General features: G+C 50.9%; 15 protein-coding genes. 1 reads left to right on the plus strand and 14 read right to left on the minus strand.

The window, feature by feature from the left end; all coding sequences use genetic code 11:
* Nucleotides 1-86: 86 nt before the first annotated feature.
* The 5 genes from ACN6NF_RS23470 to ACN6NF_RS23490 all read right to left on the minus strand — a co-directional run bounded on the left by ACN6NF_RS23470 (nucleotide 87) and on the right by ACN6NF_RS23490 (nucleotide 5,174).
* Nucleotides 87-1,535, minus strand: a complete 1,449-nt coding sequence (locus ACN6NF_RS23470; protein WP_474319861.1) for a SulP family inorganic anion transporter — start codon at nucleotides 1,533-1,535, stop codon at nucleotides 87-89.
* A gap of 272 nt (nucleotides 1,536-1,807) precedes the next feature.
* Nucleotides 1,808-2,380 (minus strand): hypothetical protein, encoded by a 573-nt coding sequence (locus ACN6NF_RS23475; RefSeq protein WP_474319863.1) that lies wholly within the window; start codon nucleotides 2,378-2,380, stop codon nucleotides 1,808-1,810.
* Between the two features lie 23 nt (nucleotides 2,381-2,403).
* Complete coding sequence (locus tag ACN6NF_RS23480; protein ID WP_474320291.1) at nucleotides 2,404-4,074, minus strand: ABC1 kinase family protein; 1,671 nt, start codon at nucleotides 4,072-4,074, stop codon at nucleotides 2,404-2,406.
* A 1-nt stretch (nucleotide 4,075) separates the two neighbouring features.
* Entirely contained in the window at nucleotides 4,076-4,435 is a 360-nt protein-coding gene (locus ACN6NF_RS23485) for a phasin family protein (protein ID WP_016822808.1), read from the minus strand.
* Between the two features lie 100 nt (nucleotides 4,436-4,535).
* Nucleotides 4,536-5,174, minus strand: coding sequence for a ThuA domain-containing protein (locus ACN6NF_RS23490; protein ID WP_474319864.1), 639 nt, complete (start codon nucleotides 5,172-5,174; stop codon nucleotides 4,536-4,538).
* A 429-nt stretch (nucleotides 5,175-5,603) separates the two neighbouring features.
* Between ACN6NF_RS23490 and ACN6NF_RS23495 the strand changes: the two genes are divergently transcribed.
* Complete coding sequence (locus ACN6NF_RS23495) at nucleotides 5,604-6,053, plus strand: AbrB/MazE/SpoVT family DNA-binding domain-containing protein (RefSeq protein ID WP_016822806.1); 450 nt, start codon at nucleotides 5,604-5,606, stop codon at nucleotides 6,051-6,053.
* A gap of 106 nt (nucleotides 6,054-6,159) precedes the next feature.
* On the opposite strand, the gene ACN6NF_RS23500 is transcribed toward ACN6NF_RS23495, so the two are convergent.
* The 9 genes from ACN6NF_RS23500 to ACN6NF_RS23540 all read right to left on the minus strand — a co-directional run bounded on the left by ACN6NF_RS23500 (nucleotide 6,160) and on the right by ACN6NF_RS23540 (nucleotide 15,341).
* Complete coding sequence (locus ACN6NF_RS23500; RefSeq protein ID WP_474319865.1) at nucleotides 6,160-7,614, minus strand: cobyrinate a,c-diamide synthase; 1,455 nt, start codon at nucleotides 7,612-7,614, stop codon at nucleotides 6,160-6,162.
* Complete coding sequence (locus ACN6NF_RS23505; protein WP_474319866.1) at nucleotides 7,607-8,695, minus strand: cobalt-precorrin 5A hydrolase; 1,089 nt, start codon at nucleotides 8,693-8,695, stop codon at nucleotides 7,607-7,609. The genes ACN6NF_RS23500 and ACN6NF_RS23505 overlap by 8 nt, the downstream gene beginning before the upstream one ends.
* Nucleotides 8,688-9,482, minus strand: coding sequence for a precorrin-4 C(11)-methyltransferase (gene cobM / locus ACN6NF_RS23510; protein WP_474319867.1), 795 nt, complete (start codon nucleotides 9,480-9,482; stop codon nucleotides 8,688-8,690). The genes ACN6NF_RS23505 and cobM overlap by 8 nt, the downstream gene beginning before the upstream one ends.
* Nucleotides 9,479-10,195 (minus strand): precorrin-2 C(20)-methyltransferase, encoded by a 717-nt coding sequence (gene cobI / locus ACN6NF_RS23515; RefSeq protein ID WP_474319869.1) that lies wholly within the window; start codon nucleotides 10,193-10,195, stop codon nucleotides 9,479-9,481. The genes cobM and cobI overlap by 4 nt, the downstream gene beginning before the upstream one ends.
* A gap of 29 nt (nucleotides 10,196-10,224) precedes the next feature.
* Nucleotides 10,225-11,481 (minus strand): precorrin-6y C5,15-methyltransferase (decarboxylating) subunit CbiE, encoded by a 1,257-nt coding sequence (gene cbiE, locus ACN6NF_RS23520; protein WP_474319870.1) that lies wholly within the window; start codon nucleotides 11,479-11,481, stop codon nucleotides 10,225-10,227.
* Nucleotides 11,474-12,619, minus strand: coding sequence for a cobalt-precorrin-5B (C(1))-methyltransferase (locus tag ACN6NF_RS23525; protein ID WP_474319872.1), 1,146 nt, complete (start codon nucleotides 12,617-12,619; stop codon nucleotides 11,474-11,476). The genes cbiE and ACN6NF_RS23525 overlap by 8 nt, the downstream gene beginning before the upstream one ends.
* 74 nt (nucleotides 12,620-12,693) lie before the next feature.
* Nucleotides 12,694-13,338 carry a precorrin-8X methylmutase gene (locus tag ACN6NF_RS23530; protein ID WP_013373522.1) on the minus strand — a complete coding sequence of 215 codons (645 nt, stop codon included), beginning with the start codon at nucleotides 13,336-13,338 and terminating at the stop codon, nucleotides 12,694-12,696.
* A 165-nt stretch (nucleotides 13,339-13,503) separates the two neighbouring features.
* Complete coding sequence (gene cobK, locus ACN6NF_RS23535) at nucleotides 13,504-14,283, minus strand: precorrin-6A reductase (RefSeq protein WP_474319875.1); 780 nt, start codon at nucleotides 14,281-14,283, stop codon at nucleotides 13,504-13,506.
* Entirely contained in the window at nucleotides 14,280-15,341 is a 1,062-nt protein-coding gene (locus ACN6NF_RS23540) for a sirohydrochlorin chelatase (protein WP_474319876.1), read from the minus strand. Before ACN6NF_RS23540 ends, cobK begins: the two co-directional genes overlap by 4 nt.
* Between the last annotated feature and the right edge of the window lie 64 nt (nucleotides 15,342-15,405).

The raw sequence follows: 15,405 nt of genomic DNA on the forward strand, positions 1-15,405 counted from the left end.
ACCGTTATCTCATTTCAGAAATAAATGAAAAAAAGCCCAAAATGGATGAATTCCATTTCAGGCTTTGCTTTATGCTATACGATTCATCACACGATCGGCTCTGTAACTACAGGACTGCCCAGCTTTTCTACAATTAAACGACTTTCCTCATTTAACCCTTGTAAGGTAATAGATTTACCTGCGTTTCTGTATTTTTGCAGCACCTTGCCAATCGCAGTAACCGCCGAGTGATCCCACACATGTGAATGGCTAAAGTCCACTACAACGCGCTCAGGATCATCCGAAGGTTCAAAATGATCGACAAAATGAGTCGTTGAGGCGAAAAACATCGGCCCTCTGACATGGTACACCTTTGCTTCCTGATCCTCAGTCGCACTGATACGAATTTTAGCCATTTTCCAGCCAAAATGCAGGGCACTCAACAGTACGCCTACGATCACGCCCTTGGACAAATCGTGCGTAGCCACCACGATGATGACCGTAACCACCATAATAAACGTATCTGCTTTGGGAACCTTGGTGATGTTTCGGAGCGATTTCCAATCCACGGTTCCGATACACACCATGAACATAACACCCACCAATGCGCCCATGGGCACTTGCTTTACAACACCGCCAAGCACAAGCAGCAGAAAAGCCAAGAACACCCCAGCCGTGAAAGTGGACAGACGTCCTCTTCCGCCTGAGCTTACATTAATGACGGATTGTCCGATCATGGCACAGCCACCCATACCCCCAAAAAAGCCATTTACAAAGTTGGCAATCCCTTGCCCACGGGCTTCCCGGTTTTTATTGCTTTTCGTTTCGGTCATTTCATCCAAAATACTGGCTGTCAGCAGTGACTCCAGCAGTCCAACTAGCGCCATCGTAAAGGAATACGGCAGCAAAATCCGCAACGTGTGCCACGACCACTCAACTTGCGGCAAATGGAATGAAGGCAGTGAGCTGGTTAACGTACCGATATCTCCTACCGTTTTGACATTCAGCCCAAACACATACGTAATGATCGTCATAATGATGATTGCTGTCAATGGAGCGGGAATGCTTTTCACAAATCTCGGTAAAATATACACAATGAGCAGTGTCCCCGCTACCATCGCGTACATGATCCAATTCGCTCCATGAAAGTGGGTGAGTTGCGCCATAAAGACAAGGATCGCCAGCGCATTCACAAACCCGGTCATGACCGGCTGCGAAATAAAGCTTATAAAGCGACCTATTTTCAAAATACCCAGCAGTACCTGAATGATTCCAGCCAAAATAGTAGCTGCAAATAAATACTCCACGCCATAATCCTTGACCAAACCAACGACCAGTACAGCTACAGCCCCGGTTGCTGCCGAGATCATCGCCGGACGTCCGCCTGCAAAAGAAATGACAATAGCCATCGAGATGGAGGCATATAGTCCGACCATGGGATTGACACCCGCAATGATGGAGAAGGCAATCGCCTCTGGAATCAGCGCCAGCGCCACAGTCATGCCCGCAAGTATATCAGCCCGGATATTACCGAACCATTGTTGTCTAAGATTCATACTGTTTCGTTCCAGCCTCCTATATTCACAGAGAACAGCATCTTGACCTGCAACCCGATCTTGCTTTGGGCATCCGTCCAGCGGTCAATCGCCAAGGCTCTCCTATCATTCAGCTCGTCTCTCTCAAACGAACCCGTTCCGTTACATCCAGTCCATCATTATAACGCAAGGGATTCGCAGAGACGAATGAGTTAAAAGGCTGTTTACAGAAAGAAAACATCTATTTACTTCAAAAACCGCCCGTTTTCTTTATCTGATTCGTTTTCTTATATTTAAAATTTTCGCAATTTCTGCACTAGCTCCGATAGGGATTCAGCAATCTCAGAGTCCGCAGAGTGCTGGAGCAAGCTCTCAAAATCAGGGAGCGCTTGCTTTAGTAACCGACAGCTATAGTCATAATAGCTCCAAAAGGCCACCGGATCATAGCCGCGTGCTTCTTCCTCTTCCCACTCCAGTTCGTCTTCTTCTGGGTCGCGGTATGCTGGCCACAAATATTTCTCTTCTAGCAGCATAGTCAAGGATTCTACAGACTCCTGTGAGTCCGCTTGTAGATTTTCCATATCCAATGCTTGAACAACCGTATGGTACAAATCCAACTCACTCAGCGTGATATCCTCCGGCCTTCTCCCATACATATTCCGCAATAAGAATAGTAGCGCCCATGGGGTAACTTGCCACAATGTACCTTGATGCTCTATCAGATCAGCGATGGCTGCATACTCCCCATTGGATATCAAATGCGGCAAGTCCGTGCCCCTACCATAAGGAGTTGTCAGGCGGTGCCACGGTACATCTGTAATTTCAAGAGTATTCATTGAGGCTATTTTCCTCTTATGAGTGTCCATGATGCCTCCTTTGTAGTCGGTATCTAGAATCTTCCTGATTTAAAAATAGAATACAGTAAAAAAGCAACCATTAAGAGAGCTACAACAAAACCAATTTCAATCGCAGGTACGTTCCACAGCATGGTCGCCTGATGATTTAGTGATGAACCGATAATCAGTCCGACCATAATGATGCTGAACGCTAACAGCACAATACTGAATGACAGGCGATTGCTGATCTGATCCAGCTTGCGCAAAAGCTGTTCCAGCTCTGGTACGGTAACTTCCAGTTTTAGCTTGCCCTTGCTGATAATTGAGGTCAGATGCCTCGTCTGTCTCGGCAGTTCCATCAGCGTCTCTACCAGCTCGGTCGCACCACCCAACAGCTTGCCCCGAATACGGCGACTGCTGAAGCGTTCCTTTAGCAGTTTGTTGCCAAAAGGCTCGGCCAAAGCAATAATACTGAGATCGGGGTCCAAATGCTCTACGACCCCTTCCAGTGTCAGCAGCGTCTTGCCAAGCAGCAGGACATCCGATGGCAAACCAATCCGATGGCGCTGTGCTGCGCCAAACAGGTCGTTCAAAGCATCGCCAATGCTGACCTGTGAAAAAGGAACGTCCGCGTAATCTTCACGTATTTTGTCCAGATCGGCTCGCAGTGCATTCAGGTCGGCATCCGGCTCGACCAGCCCCAGTCGTTCGATGGCCCGCACCATGGCATCGGTATTTTTGCGCATCAGGGCGATCATGAGGGAAGCGAGATGATTCTTCATCTCTTCGCTCAGCCTACCCGCCATGCCAAAGTCCAAGTAGGCGAGACTTCCATTTTTCAGGACGAGCAAATTGCCCGGATGGGGATCGGCATGAAAAAATCCCTCTATAAAAATTTGATGCAGCATGCTGTTGACCAGCCGCTGCGCCAGTTCTTTCAAGTTATAACCACAGCGTAATAACTCTTCACGACTCCCCAAGTGAGTTCCGTCCAGAAACTCCATGGTCAGTATACGTGAGGAAGTATGATCCCAGTATATTTTCGGAATATAGATATGTGGGTCCTGCTCAAATTGGAGCGCAATTTTCTCTGTGTTACGGGCTTCATGGTTGTAATCCAGCTCCTGAATGAGCGATCTCCCCAGCTCTTCCACCATCTGGCGAAGCTGATAACGCTCCACCCATTCCCAGCGCTTGGCTGCCATTGCGGTCAGTTCCCGTAAAATGTCCAAATCCCGCCGGATGATGCGATTAACGCCTGGACGCTGGATTTTAATGGCGACCATCTCGCCGCTGTGTAGCTTGCCCAGGTGTACTTGCCCGATCGAAGCCGCCGCCAGCGGATCATCGTCAAAACGAACCAGTATGTTCTCTAATGACGTATCCAGCTCCTGTTCCAGAATGCCACGCGCTGTTTCAGGCGAAAAAGGCGGTACCTGATCCTGAAGCTTAACCAGCTCGCGAATAATAGGCTCTGGCAGCAGGTCAGCACGTGTGCTTGCCAACTGTCCAAGCTTGATGAATGCAGGCCCCAGGTCCTCCAGCACAAGCCGAATCCGTTCACCCAGCGTTTTGGACTCGGGGGTTTCTCTCGTCAGCCACTTGCGCGGCAGGGATAGCAGCTGGAACAGTCCCATTTCTTCCACCATATAACCAAAGCCATGACGCGCCAGCGCCATGGCAATTTCCCGGTAACGACCGGCGTGCTTCATACGAACGGCCATTTTAATCCAACCGGTTCGCTTCTTCAGCGTCACTCGAACCCGTAAGCGCCGCCTTTTCTTTTTCCAGCTCCGCTACCTTTTTTTCCAACAATGCCACACGCTGCTCCAAACTTGTGACATCATTTTCGGTAGGTACTTCCAGCTCCTGCAAAATGCGGCTAACCTGCTCGCGGATCATGGTTTTGAATTGTCCCTGTTCCTCTGCCCCCCGCTCGATCAGACGATCGACCAGCGCTTTGGATTCTGAGGGCGCAAGTTCTCCACGGTTTACAAGATCCTCGACGGCTTTCTCCACCTTTTCTTTGCTGACAACGGTGAGGCCCCACCCCAATGAGATGGCTTTTTTGAACAAATCGCTCATAATATATCCTCCCCTACCTGTGATTACCTATAGTATAACCTGAAAAGGGGAGCCGCATAAAGCTCGCAGCCCCCTCTCCCTAATGAGTGGAATGATATATTTAACCCGGAAAGCGTCCAGCCCACTTAGCAGCCTGAAGCAGCAGCTTACGGTATCCCTCGTGCTGGAAACTTGGCTGATTATGTCCAGGCATCAGGTAGACGACTCTGCCCAAGCCATAGGACAATGACCATGCAGCCGGCCACCACTGACCTTCATACTCGTATTCCATCAACAGTGTTTTTTCAGTGAATGGATCAAAATCAAAACGATACGGCTCCTCTAGAATCTCGAACGGCTCGATTCCTTCCATAATCGGATGATCCGGCTCTGTTACCTTGAAGGAAAGCTGTTCCGCTGACGGATGTCGCAGGAAACGTGCTCCCATGAGCTGTGCAATTTCATAACGTCCTTGCAATGTGATTCCGTTATGCAGTACAAGCAGTCCACCCCCGCCGCTGACGTAGGACAGCAGTCCTGCTGTTTGTTGAGGAGACAGAACCTCCTTACGGCTATCACAATACGAGATGCATAGATCGAATGAGGCTAGATTTTCCTTGAGCAGCATTTTACGATTCTCACTGCATTGAACCGTCATCCAATCTTGTAAAATATGACTAATCTCTTCGTCCACCCCTTGTAGCGGGTGAAACTCCGGATATGAATAATCTCCTAGCAGCAATGCTTTTCTTTTTTCCATCATAAATCCTCCTTGCCTGACTTGTATATAAGGACTGTAAAGGCGGGTCCCGTACCAACGGTCTCTTGTTTGTGGGGTCAAAACGTTCAGAAAAATCCCTTTGGCCCTCATTGATTTCCCATAACACCGCCATCGTTGTCCAAGCTACGGCATATATAATAATTCTACAGACGGCCTATTAAATCCTTTAGCAGAAGATTATAGCATATATGTTCGCTCGGAATAAACTAATTATAAATTTATAAACATGAACGCTGGCGATTCCGCCCGTTTATGGTATACTCGTAAGAAAAAAAGTGCGTCCATGCATGATTAGCAATGAAGGGCCGCTTTTCGTAAGAAATCTATGCTTGCGGTTATAGAATTGATAAGAATTGCCTCAAAGCTTATACATTCTATAAATCTTAAAACACTGGGGAGGTTGCATGAATGAAAAGGACTGGAATGACCCGGCCCTTGGACAGCTTGGGACGAATTGTGCTTCCTAAAGAGTTGCGCATGACGATGGAGATTGACATCGGCGATCCATTAGAGTTTTTTATTGAAGACCAAACACTCATGCTCCGTAAGTACAAATCAACCAATTGTATATTTTGCGGTTCGGTTGATACCAACACCTATTTTAAAGATCAGTTTATCTGCGATGCATGTGCCACCTCGATGAAAACGGAAGATTTACTTCCGGTCACAGCGACTGAAACCCAGTCACCTCCACTGAAGCAAAACATGCATATGAAAAAGATTTATCAGCGCACGGATGTTATTTTGGAGAAAATGAGAGAGCTTATGGAAGAACATCCGGCATCTTCACAAAAACAACTCGCTTCCATGCTTGGCGTGAGTCAGGGGAGGATTTCCCAACTGAAAAAGCTCATGTAGGCGAATCGTCCAAAAAACAATGTATACGCTTCCATGTTATGTAAGATTTAATTCTCTTTATATTTAGAATAGCCGGACCCTTATAGGGACCCGGCTGTTTTGTGTTTTAGTGGTAAGCTCGGCATTTTTCAACCCAGCGTGCTGCTGCCTTGGGTAAAGAAGCGAGATGAATGTGTGTATAGGCCGCCAAAAGGTTTCCATTGGCATAACCTTCGCTCTGAAGTCCACGCATCCCTTTAGTTTGATAGGCAAAGGGATAGGGGGCTGCAGATTCATCATAGCTCATGACCGAATAATGAAATTCATGTCCACGAATCGTCTCTCCAGCCTCCAGCAGCAAACAATCATGCAATGCGGTTGCTTCCCGGTATCCCAATGCAGCCCGCCTCTCCTGCATGCGAACATCGGAAGGGATCACCCCGGCCATGTGATGGGCGTGACCCGCCCGATCCGTAAGTGTCCGGGCCAGTACCATATAACCACCGCACTCGGCGAATACAGGCATATCCCGGCTCACGGCGGTGCGGATATCTTCCAGAAAGCCCGTATTGGCAGCGATATCTGCCGCAAACTCTTCAGGAAAACCGCCGCCCAAATAAAGGCCGCTGGCGCATTCAGGGACGCGTTCTCCCGCCAGCGGACTAAAATAGACGATCTCTGCTCCCGCTTGGCGCAGCAAATCCATATTTTCCGGGTAGTAAAAATTGAACGCCGCATCTCTGGCGACAGCAATGACGGGACGTTCCTCGGTCTCGGCTTCATGTCCTGCTGTTGGAAGCCGATCTGGAGGAAATAGTGGGTGCTCGGACAGGGTGAGCGGCGGAGCCGAATCCGCCAATGCCCGCAGTGCATCCAGCTCCGTACCTGCGCGGATGAGCTCTGCCGCCCGTTGGAATAGCGGCTCCAGCTCGCCGCGTTCTACAGCAGGCACCAGACCCAGATGACGCTCGGGAATGTCCAGCCCGTCATCGCGCTTTAACCAGCCGAGCACAGGAATGCCGCACTCCTGCTCGATCGCCTTTTTGACAATGCCGTAATGCCCCTGGCTACCGCAGCGATTCACGATTACGCCCACAATGCGCAGCTTCGGCTCCAAGCGCTGAAAGCCGAGCACAATAGCGGCCGCACTGCGCGCCATACTGCGCACGTCAACGACCAGCAATACCGGGCTATCCGTCAGCATGGCAATTTCGGCGGTCGAGCCAATATTGCTGAGCGGGTCCTTGCCGTCATACAGCCCCATGACGCCTTCAATCACGGAGATATCCGCACCTTCGGATGCGCGGATAAAGATTTCACGCACCGTATCCGGTGAGGTCATCCAGGAATCGAGATTACGGGAAGGCGTTCCAGTCGCGGCCGTATGATAGGTCGGATCAATATAATCCGGACCGCACTTAAATCCCTGCACTCGCAAGCCGCTATCGGCGAACGCCTTCATCAGTCCGAGAGTGACGGTCGTTTTGCCCGCACCGCTGCCCGTGCCGGCAACAACAATTCGACTTCTGCGTGCTGCGGCGGACGAATCTGGCTGTACAGCCTGCTTCATGCCGTCAGTCATAGTAAACCCGTGCTACAGACAACGTCATATTGCCGCTTTTTTTCTTCTCCAGCAGCCAATGGTCTGCACCGGAGGACAACAGGGCCGCTGGTTCACTAACCCCATAGGCGCCGGTGTATTTAAAGACGGTTTCTGATGGATTGGGGAGCTGCACCGTGTTTAGCTCTGACGGAGTGTACGTCACCAGCTCCCAGCCGTATTTGGCACAAAGGGCCAGCAAGCCCTCTTCATCCTTTTTCAGATCAATAGTGGCAATATTCCGTACGCTTTTGACAGACAAACGCAGCTCTTGCAAGGTGTCCAGCACACCAGCCTCCAGCTCCTCCAATGCAGTTCCCCGATTGCAGCCAATACCAAGCACCAAGCTTTTTGGACGGTATAACACGCCATTAGAAAGAAACCTCTCCTCTTCCTCAGGCTCCAACAAGCGGTCACTCACAACCAACGCGGCGTTGAACGGTTCTTGTAACGCTTCTGCCGTCGAGGCATATACCTTGATATGCGCAGGTACAGGCTTGTCATAACGCCACCAGTTCCGTTCACCTGTCTCTTGGATGAGTGCAACGGGCTCCTCGTTCACAACAGCGGCGCTCACAGGCGTGGCCTTGTCGAAGCTATCGACCACCCAGCCCAATTCCCGCCCTAACATGTCCACCGGAATCGTGCCTTGCACGTCCGATGCAGTCGTGATTACCGCACGAGCACCCAGTACAGCCGCTACATGGCGGGTCAATTCATTGGCGCCGCCCAAATGACCAGACAGTACGCTAATGACATGTTCTCCGCGATCATCAATGACGACCACGGCCGGGTCTACCTTTTTATCCACCAAAATCGGTGCAATCATGCGAACCACCGCACCGAGAGATATAAATAAAATAATACCGTTATATTGTTTGAACAAATCTGGCAAGATCAGCTTGACCGAGCCTTCGAATAACTGAATGCCACGCTCCTGCTCGTCACCGCGCTCAAACTTGGACATGTAATACACATCCGTACCCGGAAAGCTGGCTCCCAAATTGCGAACCATCTCGACTCCATGCTTCGTGATCGCCACAGCGGCAAATGGATTACTCACCAGGCTTCACTCCCTTTCGGTAGCCGTGGGTGAACGACTTGTCATATAACTTGGAACGATGTGCGTCCTTGTCCACCAGCCCCGGGTCGAGCGCCCAGCCTGCCAAAATCATGGCATGCATCGTTATGCCCGCTGCGCGCAGATCGGTTGGTAATTGGGCAAGCGTCGTGCGCACAATCTTTTGGTCTGGCCAAGTTGCGCGCTGCACAACGGCTACAGGCGTGTCCTCGCTCCAGCCGGCCGCCAGAAACTCAACGACCACCTTCTTCGCTAGCGTTGCACTGAGGAACAGGGCAACTGTACAGTGGTGGGATGCCAGATCACGCAGCTTTTCCCGATCCGGTACAGGTGTACGGCCTTCGGCACGTGTCAGAATGACCGTCTGCGTCAAGTCAGGCACGGTTAGCTCTGCACCCAGCACGGCCGCAGAAGCAAAAACTGAGCTGACGCCAGGTACAATTTCGTAGGCTACTCCGCGCTGCTTCAGCAGCACCATTTGCTCCAAAATCGCACCGTATACTGCCGGATCACCTGTATGTACACGGGCTACACTGCGCCCAGCCTGCACAGCCTCGCTCATAATCTCGACCTGCCGTTCCAGATCCATGCCTGAGCTTTGCAGTACCTGCGCTTCCGGCTTGGCTGTAGCAATCAGTTCGTCGTTCACAAGTGAATCCGTATACAACACCACATCTGCCGTGCGTAGAATTCGGGAGCCTTTGACCGTAATTAACTCCGGGTCACCAGGGCCTGCCCCTACGATATATACTTTTGGCTCCAACGTCATTTGCTCACCACCATTAAACTCAAATATTCAAGCTCCTGTCCGCGCAGCTCACGAGCGTTGCGCCATACCATTTCATAAGGAGAAGTGACCTTGGTAATGACCGATGCACGATCCCCAAGATTGAGTTCGTCCAGCACATCCAAAATCAAATCCAGTACCTTGGCAACCTTGATAAACACGACCGTATCGTGATTCTCAATGGCTCGTTTCATCGCTTCCCGATCCTCCGTAGCCGGAATAATACCAACCTGCTGATCTCCGTCTGCCAAAGGCAATTCCAGCGCTGCCGCTGCTCCCAATACAGAAGAGATGCCTGGAATAGATACAATCGGCACCTCGGGATGAAGATCCTTCATCAGACGTGCCAAGTGAATAAAGGTACTGTACAGATTAGGGTCTCCCTCTGTGACAAAGGCTACATCCTTTCCTTGACTCAGAGCTTCCCAGCAAGCAACCACTGTTTTGTTCCACTCCCGCTCCAGTACAACCGGGTCTTTGGTCATTGGAAAAATGAGTCCCAACATCTCCTTTTCCTCCGGGTTAACGTATAATTCTACAATCTCGTGAGCATACGATTTGCCTCCCCGGCGCTTCTTCGGATATGCCACAACTTCACATTCCTGAATCATCCGGTACGCCTTGACTGTGATCAGCTCGGGATCACCCGGCCCCACGCCTACGCCGTAAAGTGTTCCTACTGCCGCCGTATTCATGCTGTCTCTCCCCCTCTTGATTTACCAGCTTACTCCCCTGCTGCTCCGTCAGCCACGTCTATCGGCGGCTGTCCTGTGATGACATATATCGGATTGAGTCCGTCAAAACGAGTCATATTCAAAATCGGCTTGCTACGCGCTGTTTGCAGTAACGTCACCGAAGTTTCGAGTCCTGCGGCTTGCATCGCTTTCATACCGTCATGCAGCGTCTCAATGGTTGCAGCATTCACTACAATTCGTCCATCCTTACGCAGACGGGAAGCGCACAGACGAATCAGTTCTGCCAGTTCTCCTCCGCTCCCGCCGATAAACACGGCATCGGGGTCTGGCAGCTCGTCTAATCCGGCAGGCGCTTTGGCATGAATCACTGGAAAATCAGTGCGGAATTTGACCTTATTCGCTTCCACATTGGTCAGATCGCCTTCATTCTTCTCAATGGCAAACACTTGCCCGTACTTGGCCAGCCGCGCACATTCCACAGCTACAGAACCTGAGCCTGCGCCGATGTCCCATACGATGCTTCGCTCGGTCAATCGCAGCTCGGACAAGCTGAATACGCGCACTTCACGCTTCGTGATCAGCCCTTTTTCCGGCTTGCGCTGGTGAAATTCCGCATCCTCAAAGCCAAATCCCCGGCGAATTGCTGGCACGTCTTCTCCCTTACGGCGACGCAAAACAACCACGTTCAGGGGTTGGAAGGTTCCCTGCGCCATCTCTTCCAGCGTATAATGCCGATACGCCTCATCCGGTCCTCCCAAATGCTCGCCGACAAAGGCATCATATTCCGTCATGCCATAATGCAGTAAATAGGCAGCGACTGCGGCCGGGTCATTCCGGTCGTCCGTTAGCAGCGCGACCTTGTTCTGTCCGTCGATCCGCTGCGCTAGTCCGGTCATTGGACGACCATGCACACTTTCCAGCACCGCATCCTGCCAGCTTTCACCAAGACGCGCAAATGCCAGTTGAACCGAGCTGAGATGTGGTAAAATATCCAGGTGCTCAGCCCCCAGCTTGGCAGACAAATAGCCTGCAATTCCAAAAAAAAGCGGATCACCTGACGCAAGCACGACAATATCCTTGTGCTCACGCAACCGTCCCAATTCTTCCACCACGGCGGATAAGCCGCTCTTTAATGTTCGTTTTTCCCCTGCGGCTGCCTCGAAAAAGGCTAGCTGGCGCTCACCACCCACCAGCAGGTCAGCACGCTCAATTTGTTCCAGCGTCTCCTGCGACAGACCTGCCGCTCCATTTTCACCGATACCAATGACACGAATTACTCTACTCACCGACTCTCGCCCTCCCCAGCACGTTCCCTTTCAGCGTTACCAGTACCATTTCCACAGTGATTCCACCACCTGCATGCTCCAGACAATGCTGACACCCATAGGTACATAACTTTTCAAAAAAGCTCAGCGCATTCGCTTCGGTCATCATATCTGCTACCTGCGTAGCTGTATTCGCCTCAGCTACTGCCGTTGCAAGCGACTCGTCCACACCTGCCTCACGCGCAACCTGGGCCAGAAATCCAAAATCCACCGGAGCGCTCTTGGAGTGAACCATCATGACACCCTGAGCAACCTTCGACAGCTTGCCGGGCATACCGACGAGAATAATCTTTTTCATTCCCAATCGTTTACCGTGCTTGACTGCAAAGCCGACAAAGTCGCCCATCTGAATAAAGGCTTCTTCCGTCAGCTGATCATACATTTGCATCGCATATTTTTCACTGCTGCCGCCTGTGGTCAGGACAATTTCCTCGCAGTTCATCGCTTGTGCAACCGATATAGCCTGCACCACGCTGGCTTTATAAGCAGACGTAGAGAACGGAACGACTACACCGCGTGTGCCCAGTATGGAAATACCGCCAAGAATGCCAAGTCGCCCGTTCAGCGTTTTTTTGGCGATTTCTTCGCCGTCTGGCACACTGATGACGACACGGACACCTTTGGCCGATCCGTGCTCCTCAAGCACGCCAGATACGGCCTCCGTAATCATCCGGCGCGGCACCGGATTGATCGCTGCTTCCCCGACAGGCACAGGTAGACCGGGCTTCGTTACCCGTCCGACGCCGATGCCGCCGTCCAGCTCAATGCCCGGCTCCTCGCGCCAGCTAACAGAGGCGCTAATTCTCGCCTGATGCGTGGCATCCGGGTCATCGCCACCGTCCTTGATCGTCGTGCAGGAAGCTTCGTCCGCATCCAACACAGGCTCGATCAGCTCAAACGCATGATCGAAACCCGCGGGCAGCGATATCACCGCTTCCTTCGGCGGTATGCCGGTAATGAGCAGTTGTACCGCTCCTTTGGCTACTGCAGCCGCACAGGCCCCCGTCGTAAAGCCTGACCGCATCGGCTTGTCCGGCGCGGGAGCTTCACCACTTTTCATCCGTTTGGGCCTGTCGGCGGACGCCGCTTCCTTTTCCATGCCAATTCCTCCTTAACCTCTTCTGCTGATCATGCTCTAATTCATTTCATGATACAGCAAACGGACAATCGCATCTAGCGGACAGCCATTAAGGAGATTGCATTCAATGCTGCTACGACAATCGTGCTGCCGCCCTTGCGTCCAATATTCGTAATGAACGGAATATCCAGCTTGCGCAGCTCGTCCTTGGATTCTGCCGCCGATACAAAACCAACGGGCATACCAATCACCAGTCCAGGCTTAGCCGCTCCTTCTTTCACCAGACGAATCAGCTCCAGCAATGCTGTCGGCGCATTGCCAATCGCATAGATTCCACCTTCGCCCGCCTGAATCGCTTTGCGCATCGAAATAATGGCACGTGTCGTGTTCAGCCTTTTGGCTTCTTCCATCACGTCCGGGTCAGATATGTACACATGAACATCCCCGCCAAATTGACGGATGCGATCCTTGCTCAATCCCGCCTGAATCATCTGCACATCTGCCACCACTGGCTGTCCTGCGCGAATAGCTGCAATTCCGGCCTCAATGGCTTTTGGATGAAATACCATGCTGCGGCCCAGCTCAAAGTCAGCAGATGCATGAATGACACGCTGTACGACGGGATATTGTTCGGCTGTAAATGGGTGCTCTCCCAATTCTTCTGTGATCATCGCGAAGCTTTTACCCTCAATCTCCTGCGGCTGTACCGTTAGCGGTTTAAAGTCTGTTTTAAAGTCCATGGTATCGACCCACTCCCTTATGAAAAATTAGTTTAGGAAAAATAACTGCTCGTGTATTGAAATAACAGATATTTCTATTAAAACACGTATTTTAAGATGACTATATTTTAGATACATGCCAGCAATCGTTCTGGATTAACTGAACACGTAGGGACTTGACTCAACTCACATAAAAGGCTTCCCTGTTGCTGTGCGCAATGCATCAATTACTCCGTCGAAATGATCAAATACCGTTCCAAACTCTACTTCTGGTCTGGAAATCAAAATGACGTGAATACCCAGGTCCAGAGCAGATTGAACCTTCTCATCCACTGCTCCCGTGCGTCCGCTTTCCTTGGTGACCATCACGGTCGTACCAAAGTGCTTGTACAATGCTTCGTTCATCTCACGCGAAAAGGGCCCTTGCATGGCAATAATATTTTTTTGCTCCATTCCCAGTTCGCCGCACTTCTCCATATTGTCCAGACGCGGCAGCATACGTGCAACCAGACGAATCTCCGGGTCTCCAAGTAAATGCTTGGTGAACGTGCCAAGCGTCTTACTGCCCGTCGTAAGCATGACAGAGCCTTTGAGTTGCTTAGCAATTAATGCGGCCTCTTCATAAGAAGACACAATATGGAGCAATGGATGATTGTCATACACCAGTCCCGTTCGCTCGTAGCGAATATAAGGAACTCCAGTCTCGCGAGCAGCTGTCATCGCATTCGCATGTGCTTCCTCTGCAAAAGGATGACTGGCATCAACAACGGCCTGTATCCCCTTCTCCCGAATCATTGCACCCATTTCATTGGCTGTCATTCGGCCTGTACGTACGTCCAGCCCTGCTTCGGACAAGCTGGCCGCCGCGCTTTCGGTTACGACTGAGGTCAATACGTTAAAGCCGGTGTCACGGATTTGCAGCGCCAATTCCCGTGCATCGCTCGTTCCGCATAGCATAAAAATCATGAGCCATTCACCTGCCCGGTTACATTCACTACAGACGGCGCATGTGAATGATCGTGATGGTGATCATGGTCGTCATGGCTGTGAGCATGGACATGCTCATGAGTATGATCGTGGCTGTGTTCATGGTGATCATGATGATGCTCATGTGCATGATGGTGGTGATGTTCATGCTCATGGTCGTGATGGTGATCGTGGTCATGGTCGTGATGATGATGGTGGTGCTCCTGCGCTTCCAGACGGAACTGGCAATTATCGCAATTAGCCGTAACCTTGCCGAACAAGCCTTCGTTAGCTCGCTCCAGCACCAGCTCAACTAATTGAGGATGGAAGCCAAAGTATCCGCCCATTTCCACTTGTAATGCAGGGTGAGCCTCGGCGAATTCCTGAGTCATTTCTCCAATGCGCTTAATCAGCACACCCGTGAACAGAAAATACGGAAGCACGATAATCTTTTTGGCCCCCAATCGTACACAACGCTCTAGGCCATCGGGAAAAGAAGGCTGCGTTACACCGATAAAGCTGCTTTCGACCCACGTATAAGAAAGCTTTTCCCACAGCATACGAGTGATTTTGAAAAAGTCACTGTTCGCATCTGGATCGCTACTTCCGCGTCCTAATACAAGTACCGCTGTTTCTTCGTCAGATACCTCGGCAGATGCCTCTACAGCACTGTTCATCCCTGCAGGAACTGCAACAGGGCGGGCCTCTTTCAAGCGGTTTAGCAGTATGCTAACGATTTTTTCGTGAACGCCAATCGGACGTCCGTATACAAATTCCACCTGCGGGTATTTTGCCTTTGCCCGGTCGATTGCCATTGGAATATCAATTTTGGCATGCACTGCTGCGAACAAAATAATCGGAATAAAAACGACGCGCGTCGCCCCTTTCTCCACACACGCCTGTACTCCTTCGGCAATACTTGGGCGAGCCAACTCCAGGAAACAGGTTTCTACACACGTACCTGGCGCTCGATCTGCCACCGCTTGCGCAAATTCCAGTAGTTCCTGATTACCCTCTGGGTCCCGACTTCCATGTCCAACCAACAATATTGCATCCACTGCTGTGTTTTCCTCCTCATTATAGGGATAGCCTATCTGACGCCCTATTTATATATATGCTTGT

The sequence above is a fragment of the Paenibacillus sp. TSM33 genome (assembly GCF_056099025.1).